Annotated in this window: 16 protein-coding genes and 1 pseudogene; 2 read left to right on the top strand and 15 right to left on the bottom strand. The window is 68.9% G+C overall.

Annotation, left to right across the window (positions count from 1 at the left end; all coding sequences use genetic code 11):
* Positions 1-332: 332 nt before the first annotated feature.
* The 3 genes from ACIP8W_RS10400 to ACIP8W_RS10390 all read right to left on the bottom strand — a co-directional run bounded on the left by ACIP8W_RS10400 (position 333) and on the right by ACIP8W_RS10390 (position 1,572).
* Complete coding sequence (locus ACIP8W_RS10400) at positions 333-461, bottom strand: hypothetical protein (protein ID WP_402202639.1); 129 nt, start codon at positions 459-461, stop codon at positions 333-335.
* On the bottom strand, positions 458-1,036 hold the full coding sequence (locus ACIP8W_RS10395; RefSeq protein WP_402202637.1) for a hypothetical protein: 579 nt from the start codon (positions 1,034-1,036) through the stop codon (positions 458-460). The genes ACIP8W_RS10400 and ACIP8W_RS10395 overlap by 4 nt, the downstream gene beginning before the upstream one ends.
* Before the next feature lie 77 nt (positions 1,037-1,113).
* Positions 1,114-1,572 carry a DUF6415 family natural product biosynthesis protein gene (locus tag ACIP8W_RS10390; RefSeq protein ID WP_402154492.1) on the bottom strand — a complete coding sequence of 153 codons (459 nt, stop codon included), beginning with the start codon at positions 1,570-1,572 and terminating at the stop codon, positions 1,114-1,116.
* A gap of 780 nt (positions 1,573-2,352) precedes the next feature.
* Here ACIP8W_RS10390 and ACIP8W_RS10385 point away from each other — a divergent pair.
* The gene (locus ACIP8W_RS10385; protein ID WP_402202635.1) at positions 2,353-3,444 is read left to right on the top strand and encodes a hypothetical protein; all 1,092 of its coding nucleotides are present in this window, start codon (positions 2,353-2,355) and stop codon (positions 3,442-3,444) included.
* On the top strand, positions 3,435-3,917 hold the full coding sequence (locus tag ACIP8W_RS10380) for a GNAT family N-acetyltransferase (RefSeq protein WP_402154690.1): 483 nt from the start codon (positions 3,435-3,437) through the stop codon (positions 3,915-3,917). The genes ACIP8W_RS10385 and ACIP8W_RS10380 overlap by 10 nt, the downstream gene beginning before the upstream one ends.
* An 81-nt stretch (positions 3,918-3,998) precedes the next feature.
* Here ACIP8W_RS10380 and ACIP8W_RS10375 read toward each other — a convergent pair whose 3' ends face one another.
* The 12 genes and pseudogenes from ACIP8W_RS10375 to ACIP8W_RS10320 all read right to left on the bottom strand — a co-directional run.
* On the bottom strand, positions 3,999-4,367 hold the full coding sequence (locus ACIP8W_RS10375) for a hypothetical protein (RefSeq protein WP_402154688.1): 369 nt from the start codon (positions 4,365-4,367) through the stop codon (positions 3,999-4,001).
* Entirely contained in the window at positions 4,360-4,782 is a 423-nt protein-coding gene (locus ACIP8W_RS10370) for a hypothetical protein (protein WP_402202632.1), read from the bottom strand. Before ACIP8W_RS10370 ends, ACIP8W_RS10375 begins: the two co-directional genes overlap by 8 nt.
* Positions 4,782-5,024, bottom strand: coding sequence for a hypothetical protein (locus ACIP8W_RS10365; RefSeq protein WP_402202630.1), 243 nt, complete (start codon positions 5,022-5,024; stop codon positions 4,782-4,784). The genes ACIP8W_RS10370 and ACIP8W_RS10365 overlap by 1 nt, the downstream gene beginning before the upstream one ends.
* A gap of 81 nt (positions 5,025-5,105) precedes the next feature.
* On the bottom strand, positions 5,106-5,909 hold the full coding sequence (locus ACIP8W_RS10360) for a BRO family protein (RefSeq protein WP_402150397.1): 804 nt from the start codon (positions 5,907-5,909) through the stop codon (positions 5,106-5,108).
* Between the two features lie 113 nt (positions 5,910-6,022).
* A complete protein-coding gene (locus ACIP8W_RS10355) occupies positions 6,023-6,973 on the bottom strand; it encodes a LysM peptidoglycan-binding domain-containing protein (protein WP_402150394.1) in 951 nt (316 codons plus the stop codon).
* Positions 6,970-7,221, bottom strand: coding sequence for a hypothetical protein (locus ACIP8W_RS10350; RefSeq protein ID WP_402150391.1), 252 nt, complete (start codon positions 7,219-7,221; stop codon positions 6,970-6,972). Before ACIP8W_RS10350 ends, ACIP8W_RS10355 begins: the two co-directional genes overlap by 4 nt.
* A gap of 71 nt (positions 7,222-7,292) precedes the next feature.
* Positions 7,293-9,107, bottom strand: coding sequence for a glycerophosphodiester phosphodiesterase (locus tag ACIP8W_RS10345; protein WP_402202628.1), 1,815 nt, complete (start codon positions 9,105-9,107; stop codon positions 7,293-7,295).
* An 11-nt stretch (positions 9,108-9,118) separates the two neighbouring features.
* Positions 9,119-9,730 (bottom strand): hypothetical protein, encoded by a 612-nt coding sequence (locus ACIP8W_RS10340; protein WP_402150385.1) that lies wholly within the window; start codon positions 9,728-9,730, stop codon positions 9,119-9,121.
* A gap of 11 nt (positions 9,731-9,741) precedes the next feature.
* A complete protein-coding gene (locus ACIP8W_RS10335; protein ID WP_402150383.1) occupies positions 9,742-10,674 on the bottom strand; it encodes a hypothetical protein in 933 nt (310 codons plus the stop codon).
* Entirely contained in the window at positions 10,671-11,822 is a 1,152-nt protein-coding gene (locus ACIP8W_RS10330) for a phage tail protein (RefSeq protein WP_402150381.1), read from the bottom strand. The genes ACIP8W_RS10335 and ACIP8W_RS10330 overlap by 4 nt, the downstream gene beginning before the upstream one ends.
* The gene (locus tag ACIP8W_RS10325) at positions 11,822-12,712 is read right to left on the bottom strand and encodes a hypothetical protein (protein ID WP_402202625.1); all 891 of its coding nucleotides are present in this window, start codon (positions 12,710-12,712) and stop codon (positions 11,822-11,824) included. Before ACIP8W_RS10325 ends, ACIP8W_RS10330 begins: the two co-directional genes overlap by 1 nt.
* Positions 12,713-12,714: 2 nt before the next feature.
* Positions 12,715-13,574: pseudogene (locus ACIP8W_RS10320) on the bottom strand (replication protein); the annotation flags it as partial.

Genomic DNA, 13,574 nt, shown 5'->3' with positions numbered 1-13,574 from the left:
GGCGCGGGCGTCGCCGCGGCCAGTGTTCCGTGCAGCAGAGGGCGCGGGAGCCACTGGAATTCCGCGCATCGTTCGGTCACCGAGATTCCATTCCGTTGATCGGGGCATGCCCCGTGTTGCCTGGGCTCGGCGCCCTGGCAACACGGGTTCAGAGTGCGACCCTTAACCCGATTCGGTCGCCATGGGTGTGCTGCGGGCCCCGTTGGGCTTCAGTTCTAGTGGTCGTTGCAACACCCCAGTTCAAGGGGTGTTATGGACTTCGAGATCCGCAAGGACAGGAAGTCGCAGGGGCGCAAGCCGTTGACCCGCGAGTGGTCAGCGGCGCGCGGGGGTCAGAGCGTTATGTCGGCGATGCTGCACAGGAGCAGCATCAGTCCGATGAACGCGAGGAAGCCGAAACACGAGGGCTGCGAGAGAGTGGTCAGGCACCCGGGCTGCTCCCTGTTCGGATCATTCGTCACTGGGGATCGTCCTCGGCAGATCCCCAGGTAGCCCCGGTGATGTACTCGGACAGCAGCCAGGCGCACTCCTCTCGGAGGATGGCCACGTACTTGTGAGCAGGCAGCGTGCTGTCGACCAGGTCGGCGCCGATGTGTGGCTGAATGCTTCTCACGCGTGACCGGCGGATCTCCTGCCTTGGGTCATCGGGAGGCACATCGTCCAGTACGGCCACGATCGGGAGCATCGTGCGGATGTGCGCCCGCATGCGGGCGGCCACCTCGGTCAGTTCCTCGGGGGCGGCCCTCGCCCGAACCAGCCTGTCCGCCTCGGCGAGGTCTGCCCGGATGCCGAGGTCGGCGGTCGGTTTCGGTGTCGGCTTCCCGCTGCACGGGCACGGGCACGGGCAGGGTTGCGGATCGGCCTCCAGGAGCGCGTCGCCGATGCTGCTGAGGGTCGTGATTCCATCGCAGCCGTGCGGGGAGACGAGACGGAGCATCTCGGCAGCCAGGCAAGCCGCGCAGAAGCTGGGTACCCCGAGGCCGTCGTCGGGGAGATCTTCCGAGGTGATGGGGTCGCCGTGGAACAGGGTGATCACCCCGTGGTCCCTGCACCGGGCGCCACCGGTCCGTTCGTCGGGGTAATCATGGTCGCCGTCGCCGGCAGGGCAGAGTGTCACCAGGTCCTCCGGGCGGCGCGCCGAAGGGCGGTACCGGTCTCGCAGATGGACCCGCCGCCGCGCGGGCGGCAGACGTCCGCCAGGGTGCGGGTCACGCGTGCGAGCGCCCGCATTTGTACCCATGCCCGCATGCGGTCTTCTGGTGGGGCCTCGGCCAGCAGCTGGGCCGCGTCCTGCAGTACCTGGTCCGCGCGTACCTCGTCGGTACTGTGCACGCCCATCGGCACCAGCATGGCCAGATGCCGTCGTAGCAGGGCCGCCCGGTCGGTGAGCGCTGCATGAGACGCGGTGGACAGATGCCCGGAGAGCGCGTTGTCGCAGTCGTCGGCAATGGCCCGCAGGTTCGAGCCGGCCCGGCAGGCGGGGCACGCGTCCACGTGGTCCAGCAGATCCCGGTATGCCGTTTGCCCTTGCGCCTCCAGCCGATCACAGCCGGTCCGCAGGAACGCCGCCACGTTTGCGGCATCGCACAGGAAGCCGGGGCAGGCCGGAGGCACAGACCAGTACGGCAACACATCTCCGGGCGTCCTACGGTCAACCCTCGGCACGCTGAGCCACGCGCCGTATCCCCAGACAACCGCGTGCGGGGACTTCCACGTCTCACATGTTCCCGGGGGCACCAGAGCCCAGTACCAGACGCGCGGGCGGCAGATCACCGGCCCGCGGAGAGTGTCAGCCAGGACGGCGGACACCTCGGCCGGGACGGTACTGCCTACCGCAGCCTCCACCACGGCCGGATGCATTTTCACAGCGTCGAAACGGATCCCGCCCCGGAGCATGGCTGTTCCCTCACGCCACTCTCTTCGAGCCGCTTCGGGATCGCAGATCGATGATGCGAGCCACCGGGAGACGGCGGTGTCGGAGACGATCACTGGGTGCTCCTGCCTGAGTGTGGGCGGAAGGGACGTCTCCAGACTCCGTATCAACCAAGTGGTAGGCATAGGACACTTGAACCCGCGTTACTGCATGAGGTGAGGACAGGTTTCTCCGGACAGGCGGTTGGACAGCCGTTATCGTGAGAAATGAGCAGGGGGTTTTCCATGCCGGGGACCGGGCATAACGACGTACTGCGCAGCCTCATGGCGCAACACGGATTCAGTCACAACGGGCTGGCTGACGCGATCTGTACCACCTCTCAGTGGATCACCGCACAGCCTGTCTCCTGTACCGGCAGGCAGGTCCGCAGACTCTTATCCGGGGAAATCGCGTGGCCCGGAGACGCATACCGCGCGGCGTTGGAAAAGATTTTCGGACTTCCGGCTGAGGCGATGGGGTTCGTTCCGACGGCCAGCTACCGGAGTAAGGTCCGGGCCCAAAATCCACAGCAGTCGCCGGATCAGGATCAGCAGCCCATGCTTCGCCGCCAGTTCGTCCTCGGCATGACCGGGGCCGCCCTCTCTCTTCCGTCCCTGCCCACTGCGGGCCGCCTCGGCATGAGCGACATCGAGCGCATCCAGGCCACCGCCGGGCGACTTCACCAGCTTGATAACGCTCACGGGGGCGTGGAGATCGCGCAGATCGCAGCACGCTACATCGAATACGTGGAGCACGCGGCGCGGCGCTGTGCCTACGGCGGAAATGTGCAGACAGCTCTTCACCGGACACTCGGTGAGCTGTGTGCCAGCTGCGCATGGTTCAGTTTCGATGCCGGCCACCAGGATACCGCCCGCCGCTGGTGGGACACTGGCCTGCGGTATGCCCTGCTCGGCCGGGACCGGCTGCTCCAAGCACGCATCTGGTCGTCGATGTCCCATCAGGCATCCCAGCTGGGCCACGGTGCAGAGGCCGTAGCGATTGCACGGGCAGCCCTGGACGACACCCGAGGCGTACGGGACGGAGAACTGTCCTCTCTGCTCCACACCCGAGTGGCGCGAGGGCATGCCGTCCAGGGAGAGAGAGGGTGGTGCGGGAGGTCGCTCCACCAAGCGGAGCAGACGTACGACCAGGAGCCCGCCGACCCGCTGAAGTGGCTCGGCTTCTACTCGGCCGGCGAAGTCGCCAGCACTACCGCCCTGTGTCACCTCGATCTAGGGCTCTACGACGACGCAGTACGACACGCCCACGCGGCGCTCGCCGCTGTCGAGCCCACGCCGTTCCGCCGAAACCGTCTGGCGGGACACGTACGTCTTGCCCGGTGCCTGGCAGCAGCAGGTGAACTGGACGCAGCGATCGCAGCCGGGACCGACGCGCTCGACCTGGTCCCCCACGTGAGCAGCCCACGCGTCATGGCGGGCCTGACAGGATTCCGCGATGATCTGCTAATCCGCCGCCCAGCGGGGGCAGCGGATTTCCTAGAGCGATACGAGGCGGTAGTGCCATGTCCGTAGACCTGCTGACCACCAGCCATTACAACGAGCTTCTGCCTGGGATCCGACGCACCCTCTTGGACGTGTATGCAAACGTGTACGCCGCCGAGATCGTATCGAATCCGTTCTTCTCCCTGGAGCGGTTCGAAGAGCGCCTCGGCTGGCACTCCTCCACACCAGGCTGGGGATGCGTCGTTGCGGAAATCGAAGGCGTCGCAGCCGGGTTCACGTATGGGCGACCGGAACGCGATACCGACACATTTGGGCTATGCGAGATCATGGTGCGGGAAGAGTGGCGCGGCCGTGGCGTTGCTCAGCTGATGCACACCGAGCTGATGAGCCAGCGCCCCGAGGAACGCGCCCAACTCCTGGTGCGCCGCGAACGCCCCCGCATCCGGGCACACTACGAGAGCTGGGGATACAAGCACGTCGGTGAGAAGCTCCCGTTCCCGGACTCGCCGTTGTACGACGTGATGGTCCTTGACCTCAGCTGACAGATCCGTACCTGCATGTTCCCGAACATGACGAAGCGCCCCTCTGCCCGCCCCGGTGAAGGGGCGGGCAGAGGGGCGCGGTTACTGCTGATCGAGGAATTGTCGGTCGGCGGTGGGTGGTTCGGGGACTGGGAGGCCGGCCTGGCGGATGGTGTCCTGGAGTACGCGGATGTAGCGGCCGAGCGCGGCGAGGCGATCCCGTGTTCCGGCCTGTTCGCCCTCCAGATCGCGGATCTTGTGTTCCTGGGCGGTGAGTTTCTGGGACTGGCGGGACACCACAGTGGCGATGCCCGCGATCGTGGACAGGTCCGCACCGGCCAGTTCGGGCGGCGACTCCTCCGACACGGTGATCTCCGAGCGTCGGCCCCGGCCGATCCACGCGGTCAGAACTCCGCCCGCCGTGGTGATGGCGAGTGCGATCACCGCGTACCAACTGCTGGGGCTATCCATGCGTCACCACCAGGCACCGGGGCCGGGTCACCCGGGCGATGATCGCGATCAGGAGCGCGTGCGACCCCCACGGAGCCACCACACCCCACGCCGTCGGGCTCGCTCCCAGCGCGCCGCCCATCGCATAGGCGACCGACCACAACAATGCGGGTGTCATCGCGGCGGCCAGGCCGAGGAGGTCCCGGCCCGGCACCGCCCAGCAGTACACCAGGCACAGCACCCCGCAGCCGATCCAGCCCCACCCCCACGCGTGCACAGGCATCAGGTCCAAGAGCACCGCGACCCCCAGCGTCGTCCCGTACCGGGGCTGGACAACCAGAGACGCGCCGTACGAGATCCAGGCCGCCCCGGAGATGGCGAGGGCGAGGCCGCGCCAGCCCAGCCGCGCCCACAACTGTGCTGGCGCGGCCCGCATCAGATGCCCCGGGCCAGGCTGGGCGGGGTGGCGGGGTCGTGTGTTTCGGGGAGCGTCGACCCGGTGCCCCGGCGGCCGATCCGTCCGGCGACCCAGCTCTTCGCCGAGGCGAGGCCCAGTGCGGCCGGGGCGGCCCACCACAGTGAGATGTCGGCCAGGTCGGTGATCAGGACGCCGAGGGCGGCCTCGACTCCGGTCCAGCCGGAGCGCTCGAGGATGTCGTACGGCAGCTTGTTGGACATGGGGTTCCCTTCTTAGATGCAGATCAGGTCAAGAGCGCCCTCCTGGCGGGCGCACATCCCCGGCCGACGGCCGGGGGCGTTTCAGACGGGGAGCGCCAGCTGGTCCTCTGCGATGAGCCGGTGTACGTTCACGCCTCCGCCCAGGCGCCGGTGGAGGTACGCCAGACCCTCCGTCGTCACCCGTATCTGTGGCGCGGCAGCCATCTCCACCCGTGTTGCGGGGTTGGTGTACGAACGGGGGCGGAGCCGCACATGGCGGGCGTGCCGCTGATAGGGGCGGTCGCGCCGGTCGACCATGCCCATCCCGCGCAGGACAGCGAACAGGCGCCGCTCGCCGGTGTCAATCAGCGGGTCGCGGTTGAGGATGTGTGCCGCTTCCCGTACCGAGTAGTCACCGGCGGCCGATGCCAGGGTGTCCCACGCGCCGGCGGACGGCTCCAGATCGGCGGCCCGGGACTCCGCCGCGTCCGCGCGGGCCCGCTCGCTTTTGGCGATCTCGATGGCCTGCGCGGTCCGCGCGACCTGCTCCTCGAGCGCGAGCAGCGGATCACCGAGCGGTTCGAGCGGCTCGTAGCGGCCGGTACGGCGGATCTGGGGAATGACCTCGCTGGTGATCCACCGACGGAACAGACGGGCCTCGGGCTTGCGGCTGTCCAGGATGAGGTCGTACAGGCCGGACTCGTTGACGATGGCCCGGTTCGGGTTGCCCGGGGTTCCATCCGCGATACGGATGGAACCCGCATCCGCAGTGTCCAGTCGGGAGACGACGTTGCCGATGTTGGTGATGCCGAGCACCGCGCACACGTCGTTGGTGATCCACCAGGGCTCGCCGTCGATCGTGACGGTACGTACGGCCTGGCCCGTGTCGGGGAAGGTGAATGGCATGATGTCCAATGGCGTTCCAGTTCTTCGAGTTGGGTGGAATGTCGAAGGGCCGCACCGATGAGTGCGGCCCTTCGTGCGTGCGGTGCCCCCGTCGAGCAGGAGCGGGTGTCCTGTCAGGCGATGACGGTGAAGCCGTGTGCGCGGCCGAGGCGGGTCATGCTGGCGAGGCCGGGCGTGCCGTCGGCGTCACCGCCGGGCTGCGTACCCCGGTACCCGTAGCGAAGCTGGAGCAGGGAGATCGCGGAGAGGGTGGCCATGCCGAGATGCCCGTCCGCGTACCCCTTCGACAAGAGCCCCTCGGCGACCAAAGCGTCCTCCAAGATCCGCACACCCGCGTACGAGACCGGGGTGCCCTTCTGCGGCGGGTCGGTCTTCGCCGCGGTGAGCAGTTTGGACAGCGACACCACCCGTTGCACGACCGCGTCCGCCGGCAGCTTGAGGACCTGGCCCTCGCGGATCTTGTCCGGGTCCTTGATGCTGTTCAGCTTCGCCAGTGCCGCGGCGGTGGTCTTGTGGGCGGCGGCGATGGTCGAGAGGGAGTCCCCGGCCTTCACCTTGTACATACCGGTCCCGGTCGCTGGCGGCGCTGTCGGTTCGGGCTTGTACTTCGGCCGGCCGAACCCGGCGATCTGCCCGACCGTCCTGACCCTGCGCGCGCAGACCGCCGCGGTGTTCCCCTCGATCGTGTAGACGAACTCACCGGAGACGGCTGTGACGATGCCGACGTGGTCGATCGCGCCGATGCTCGAGGATCCTGCCCAGTCGAAGAACACGATGTCCCCGCGGCGGATGCCGGACTTGGTGATGCCCATGGTCATCGCCGTCCACTGCCCGGCCGTCTTGAACCGCTGCGCGTGGGCGACGGTGTACGCGTAGTCGGTGCCGAACAGCACGGCGTCGCGTTCCCCTGCCTGGGTCGCCCAGTACGTGATCGCTGCGTTGCACCACGGAAAGTTGTAGTTGAACGTGGGCCCGTTTCGCTCCCGGTACCACTGCTGTATCGCGTTCGGTGTGCCGAGTCCTATGGACTTCTCGGCCTGCGTGATCATCGCCTCGAGGCTCATGCCGACGTACCTCCGTCCATGGCATCGTCGACAGCCGGACCGGTCTCGGCGGCGGGCGCCTGGTGCTCGCCATCGAGCACCGCCCCGGGCCAGGTGTAGAACCCGGCCATGTCCGGAGCGCCGTACAGCTCGGCGAGCAACTGCTCCTCGTCCTGGACCGTCGGGCCGTTGCCGGTGGCGATCAGGTGCTGCGCTTGTTCGGCCTGGTCCTCGGGCCGGTCGGGGACCGGTCGTTCGGTGTCACCCATGGGTGAGCCTCCTTCGGGCATGAAAAAACGCCCCGGGCCGGATGGCTCGGGGCATGCGGAGCGACGGCTGGTCAGGTGGCGCTGATGCTGATGATGTTGACCAGGCCGACAGCAGACGCGTTGTAGTTGCGGCCGACGTAGACGTACCAGGGCACGCGGTACGTTGCGTCCGTCACGGTGGTGGTGAGCCCGGATACCTCGGGGATGCTGAGGATGATCTGCGTGGCGGTGATGACGATCCGCAGCGTGTACGTGGTGTTCGCCGACAAGACTGTTCCGGTGGCGGTGTTGGCGAGCTGTGTGGACGTGTTGCTCGCCTGGTCGTCCCTGTAGACCCGCAGCGAGGAGTTGTTGCTGACCTGGCAGGTGTATCCGTTGTGCTTGATGTCGGTGCCGGACAGGACGGTTTCCGCGTCATCGGCTCCGACGTGTACGGAGAACAGGGACCATCCGGTGCTGCCCGCGACGGGGAAGGAGAACGGGACGTTGATCGTGGTCGATGCCGAGGCCGGGGAGACCTCGCCTGCGTAGAGCACGACGGCGTCGGTTGCGGCGGCCGAGACCGGCGCGGGCAGCGGGATACGGCCCTGGCTGTCGAGCACGGGACGTACCCCGGCTGACGGTACGTACCCGGGTCCCCAGGTGCCGGCCGCGCCGAACGTGGACACGCTGCGGCGAGGAACGGCACCGCTGACGTAGGCCGGGTAATCGGTGATGATCCCCCGGCAACCGAGCGCGAGCGCGCGGTCCCGCTGTATCCGACGCGTCAGGGTGTGCGCCCACACGCCCAGCGGGTACGCCTGGGCAATCGCCGCGGTGATCTGCGTGTCCGTGCCGTTGATGTCGATGTCGAGCAGGTCCGCACCGCTGTTCCTGATCGTGACCGGGTTGTCGCTCGCCATCTGTGAGGCGCTCCGCCACAAATGCGCCAGGCACCCGGCGGACTTGATCGTGGCCATGTGCGTGGGAGTGTTGCTGTTGATGAGGACACTGCGTTCCAGTCGCCTGGCCCTGATCATCGCAGCGAGGATCGGAATGGACGCCGCGTCCTTGGCCTCTACGGTGAGGACGTACCGGCCGCCCAGGCGGTCGAGGATGTCCTCCACCGCTGGTACCGGGAGGTCCGGGTATGAGGCCGCGAACCACGTAGAGGGATCGATCCGGACGCTGGCGAGTTGCGCGGCCGTGACCGCGTTCGCGTTGCCCGTCCGGTTGGTTGTCCGGTCGAGCGTCGCATCGTGCATGCTGACCAGAGTGCCGTCGCTGAGGAGCCGTGCGTCGATGTCGAGTACCTGAGCGTATTGCCGGGAGGCGAGCAGCGCTTCCATGCTGTTCTCGGGCGCCTCGCCGGCGCCCCCGCGGTGCGCGTCGTAAATGACGGGTGGCAGGTCATCAACTGTTACTGCTGCGCCGAGCCGCGACTGTACGGCGGCGATCGCCGCGGCGGCATCCGTGCTCGCGTTATCGGCCCTGGTCACCGCGGTGGTGGCGAGCGCGGACGCGTTGGTCGCGATGGTGAGTGCCCTTGCGGCTTCCTCCGCCGCTGTGGTGGCGAGGGCTGCGGCGCCGGTGGCAGCCTGGAGGGCCTCGGTGGCGACCTCCCGGCCAGTGGCGTACCAGCGCACGGTCCGGCCCCCGCTCGCGTTGTACTCGTACTCGATCTGCGGCCAGGCGCACAGCCAGACTCGGATCGCGCCGGGGGCGGTCGAGGCGAGGCCGTTGGAGCGGAGCTGGCCGATCGGTGTGACGCCGTCCGCCTCGTACAGGGCGGTGACCAACTCGCCGGACCCGGCAACGCGGATGTTGAGCGGGTAGTCGGGGACGACGTCGCCCTGGAGGTTGGTGAGGACGTCGGCGGGGCTGCCGCCGTAGGTGTACAGGGGCATGGTGACCTCTTTCAGTCGAGCCAGTAGGAGCCGGACAGGTCGACCCAGGGCACGCCGGTGCCGTCCTGGGAGTACCAGATGATGTCGCCGACCACTCCGGCGGATGTGGACGAGGCGTTGCCGAGGACTTCGAGGCGGCCGACGCCGTTGACGGGGTCGCCGGTCAGGCCCGCGCCGCCTGCCCAGGAGCCGTACTTGGCGGGTCGGCAGTCGGCCGGTACCGATCCGATTTTGATCCCGGAGACGGGGAACACACCGCCGTCGATTCTCTGCAACCTGCCCTGGAGGTGGACTTGTCCGCCGACGGTGCGGGCCAGGGGCGCGAACTCGCCGGCCTGGTAGCCGGTCGCGGGGGTGACGGCGCGCCAGGCCGGTGTCGGTTCCCACCATGTGACCCAGGTGTTCGAGCTGCTGGAGGTCTTTTTCCAGACCGTGCCGTCCGTAGCGGTGACGATGGTGTGGATGGGGGCGCCGGAGTAAAGGGTGTCGCGCTCCGCCCGGTTGGCGACGGTCTGGACCAAGTGGGGGTCGACCGCCATGGCGAGCATGGCGAAAGCGGCCGGGCCCAGTGGCCCGTCGCCGCCGCCCGGTACGGGCAGGTCGGCGTATCCGATGGTCGCCATCGGGGCCTCCTTCAGGCTGAGAAGCGGATGGTGAGGGTGCCGCCGGTAACGGCCATGTAGTCGGTGCGGCCCTGGGCGTAGATGGCCAGGCCCCGGGCGGTGCCGGAGGCCAGGGCGGAGCGCCAAGGCGCGGGCAGGGCGGCTGTGCCGCGCGCTCCGACGGACAGGGAGAGCAGTTCCTCGGGGCCGTCGCCGAGGGTGAGCTGTCCGGACGGTTCGCTCTGGTGACTGTGCAGGTACAGGTGCATGGGGCGCTTGGCATTGACGCCGGAGCCGCGCGCCCGGGTGAGGGCGACGCTCATGCCGGAGACCGTCTTTCCCGCGCACGCCTGCGCGATCTTCGCACCGTAGAACCAGGCGCCGCGGCGGTCGCCGCTGCCCGTCCAGTCGCCCTGGATAGGGTTCGACGCGTAGTCGTCCGGTCTGCCCGACCGCCAGGAGCCGGAGCTGCTGGGGGTGACGGTGACGGGGCTCGGTGCGCGTGCCGGCGGGGCGGGCGGCGACGGTTCGGTGACCGTGCCAAGTTGCACGTACAGCTCGACCTTGCCCTGCGAGTTCTTGCGGGCGTGGACGGTGGTGCCCGCCTGCCAGCCCGTACCGGCGGGGGCCGCGGTGCCCCAGGTGACGGCGCGGACGACCTGGAGGTCGGCGGCGGTGTCGGCGGCGATCTCCCGGATCTCGTCCTCGGTCGCCTCCCCGGGATCGTCACCCAGGCGCCAGACCACCACCGGGCGGCTGCTCTTGGTGATCGCCACCCAGTCGCCGGCCTGCCGCCGTCGGTAGCCCTCGGAGCACGGGATGTCCAGCAGCAGTTCATCGCCGATCCGCACGTTGACGCCCTTGTCGGTGACGCCGTCGACCTGCGCGCTCCTGGTCTGAAGTCCGCCCGGTGCGGAGACGGAGCGGGCGAGGTCCGCGCCGAGGGCGTTGGCGGCGTCGGTCACGTCAGCCTCCGGGCGGTCGTGCGGGTGGTGCAGGACTGGGTGGCGCTCCCAAGGGAGTACGGGCATGAATCGATGATGTGGAGCTGCCATTCGTCCGGTCGGACCTCTACTTCGACGACGTCACCCGGCTCCAACGCGGGGTTGCACGCGGAGGTGAAGCTGAGGGACGCCTGGATGCCGAGGGAGTCGGCGAGGCGGGCCCGGCCGACGTCGTACGCCTGGCCGGTGCTGGTGATAAGGGGGGACGCGTAGCGCTCGGAGCGGATCCGTACCCCGGTCAGGCCCTGGCGCTGCGGGGCTAGGGGATCACCGACCGGGTCTGGTCCGGCGTAGGTGAGGGATCCGGGGTCGTCGTCCCAGATGTAGACGGGGCCGACGGCCTCGGATCCGTCGCCGCCGTCGCCCGACACCGACCACAGGTTCACCAGACCCTCGGCGTTCTCCTGTTCTGCGGGTTCGACGAGGGCGGTGCCGTAGGGGATGCGCCAGACGACGAGGTCGGCGAGAGTGGGCACCGGCGCGAAAGTCAGCACACCGCGGGCGTCGGCGTACAGTTCGGCGGCGATCGCCGCGGCGATCCCGGTGTCCGTACCGCCGCTGTCCTTTCCGCCGGACAGGGCGCCCCACCGGTCCTCCTCGATGACGATCGCCGGGAGGGACGTGTCCGGGGCGAGGCCGTCCAGCCAGGCGACGGGCACACCGGGCAGGGCCTCGGCGATGAGGGTGTGGGCGAGAGGGCGGGCGTTGTCCGGGCCGATGGTGCGGGGCACGGGGAGTTTCGCGGCGCGCAGGGCATCCTCGCGTCCGAGGAGACTGACGGTTGCACCGTGCCGGGTACTGGCGAGCTGGTCGACGAGGTAGACACCGGCCGGGATCCACTCGACGCCCATGCGGGGCGCCTGGATGCCCTGCCACATGCGGATCTGGCTGGTCACCGCGTTGATACCGAGGGCGCCGCGGGGGATGCCGAGCAGCTCGGCGGAGCCCGAGTAGCGGCACTCCGCCGTACGGTCCGGCTTCACCTCGGCGGCAGCCACCTCGGGTACGGGGGTCCAGGTCTGTCCGCCGTCGCCGGACCATTCGGCCCGGATCGGCCGGTGGGCAGCCTGGGTGAGCGAGTACAGGGCCCGCTCCGAGATAGGCAGCACTACAGGACTCCGTTCGTGGAGAGCGACGCCCAGGAGGAGTACGAGGCGGCGACCGCGTCCCAGGTCGCGAACTGCCGGGCAACGTGGTCCCAGGACCAGCCGGGCAGCCGCATGGTGGCCCCGGCGGTGGCGGGCCGGGCAGTGGGCTCGATCGCGAAGGTGAACTGGTAGCCCTCGCTGGAGCCGAGCTTGCCTGTGGGGTTCGGGCCGGAAATGGAGTCGGGCACGAAGTAGGCGTCAGGCCACAGGTAGCCGGGGCGTACCTGGGCGAGGAGGACACCCGAGCGCAGCAGGTCGCGCATCTGGTCGACGTCCTCGGGCGGCACGTCGACCGTGACGCTGCGGGCCTCGGCTGCGTGCGTGCCGTAGGCGACGACCCTGTACGGCGAGCCGTACGGTTCGGCGACGTCCTGGCGGCCGGCGGACGTCGGGCCGGGCGCGTCGACGAGCATCGCCCGGATCGACAGGCCGGGCTGGTCGATGCTCTTGATCCACAGGTCGCGGTCTTCTCCGGGCTCCGGCGCGGGCGCTGTGACCGCCAGGCTGGAGGACGGCCCGATACTGCCGTCCTTGTAGACCGGCACGGCCGTGTAGATGACTGCGACCCCGAGCGGTGGCTCATGGTCATACGCGGTGCCGACGCCGCCGAGCGCCCATGCCGGATCGGCGGAGCGGACCGGCACGGGGACGGGCGTACCGGGGTCGCGGCGGGTGATACGTACCCACTGGACGTTCCCGGCCCTGGGTAGGCCCGCGCCCGCGCGGTAGTCCACGGCCAGGACGACGCCCGACCATGCGTGGTCGACGATGGCGGCCAGCCACTGATCCGGGCTGGTGACCCGTGCGGTCGGTTCCACCAGCGGTGCGGACGGGTCGACGATCAGCGGCATCTCTACCTCGCTCCTGCGCGCTTGCGGTTGATGACCTTGGTCAGGCCCTTGTCGACCCGCAGGTCGATACGGGTGTCGAGCTGGGTGCCGTCCTCCAGGACCAGCGCGAGGGCGCGGCCGTCGAGCGCGGCCAGCACGGCGGCAACCACATCGGCGGTCGTGCTTCGTCCTGCCGACACCGGCACCACTGCCACAGAGGGAACCGCGGCCGCGCCCAGGCGGGTTGCTGCCCGGTCGATGCCGGGGAGGCTCTGCACCATGCCGTTGACGACTCCGGCCCCGACGTCGTCGCCGGCCACCTCGCCCTTGCGGCTCGGGCTGTGGGCGTCGATGCCCTTCTTGGAGCGGATGGCTTTGATCGCTTTGTTGCCGATCTCGGCCATGGCGTCCTGGATCGCCTTCTCCTGGCCGAGCAACCCGGTCAGGAACCCACGCCCGGCATCCTTCCCAGCGTCGAACATGTAGTCCGCCATGCTCTTGCCGTAGCTGCTTGCGAGCGCCCCACCCGACTTGACCAGCGAGTTGAGCTGCTTCATGTCGGAGCCGGTTGCCCGGGAGACCAGCCCAGCAAGCTGGGAGTCGAGCCCCATCTCGATCAGCTGGCTGATCAAATCCTTTGACGCGCCGCGCTTGGTGGCCAACTCGATGGACTTCTGGAAGTCCTTCACGGTCGACTGCCGGTCCCGCAGGCCGCTAATCAGCTCGCCGACCGACGCGGCCTCGCCGAAGTCGGAAACGCCGATGAAGTCCCGCACACCATCCGCCTTAGCCTCGATCCACCGGTCGGTTCTGAAGCCGGTTTTTGAGGCTCGCTGGGCCGGGCGTGGGATTGCCGACTGGATGCAGGCATGGGGTATTTGCC

Source organism: Streptomyces sp. NPDC088554 (genome assembly GCF_044752945.1).
In the GTDB taxonomy this organism is placed as follows: domain Bacteria; phylum Actinomycetota; class Actinomycetes; order Streptomycetales; family Streptomycetaceae; genus Streptomyces.
Note: the sequence above shows the minus strand (reverse complement) of the source record. Positions and strands in the feature narration are given on the sequence as shown.

What these genes read in the sequence shown, in the direction of transcription:
- ACIP8W_RS10380 (WP_402154690.1), top strand. Translation starts at nt 3,435, where the DNA reads ATGTCCGTAGACCTGCTGACCACCAGCCATTACAACGAGCTTCTGCCT.
- ACIP8W_RS10375 (WP_402154688.1), bottom strand. Translation starts at nt 4,367, where the DNA reads ATGGATAGCCCCAGCAGTTGGTACGCGGTGATCGCACTCGCCATCACC.
- ACIP8W_RS10370 (WP_402202632.1), bottom strand. Translation starts at nt 4,782, where the DNA reads ATGCGGGCCGCGCCAGCACAGTTGTGGGCGCGGCTGGGCTGGCGCGGC.
- ACIP8W_RS10365 (WP_402202630.1), bottom strand. Translation starts at nt 5,024, where the DNA reads ATGTCCAACAAGCTGCCGTACGACATCCTCGAGCGCTCCGGCTGGACC.
- ACIP8W_RS10360 (WP_402150397.1), bottom strand. Translation starts at nt 5,909, where the DNA reads ATGCCATTCACCTTCCCCGACACGGGCCAGGCCGTACGTACCGTCACG.
- ACIP8W_RS10355 (WP_402150394.1), bottom strand. Translation starts at nt 6,973, where the DNA reads ATGAGCCTCGAGGCGATGATCACGCAGGCCGAGAAGTCCATAGGACTC.
- ACIP8W_RS10350 (WP_402150391.1), bottom strand. Translation starts at nt 7,221, where the DNA reads ATGGGTGACACCGAACGACCGGTCCCCGACCGGCCCGAGGACCAGGCC.
- ACIP8W_RS10345 (WP_402202628.1), bottom strand. Translation starts at nt 9,107, where the DNA reads ATGCCCCTGTACACCTACGGCGGCAGCCCCGCCGACGTCCTCACCAAC.
- ACIP8W_RS10340 (WP_402150385.1), bottom strand. Translation starts at nt 9,730, where the DNA reads ATGGCGACCATCGGATACGCCGACCTGCCCGTACCGGGCGGCGGCGAC.
- ACIP8W_RS10325 (WP_402202625.1), bottom strand. Translation starts at nt 12,712, where the DNA reads ATGCCGCTGATCGTCGACCCGTCCGCACCGCTGGTGGAACCGACCGCA.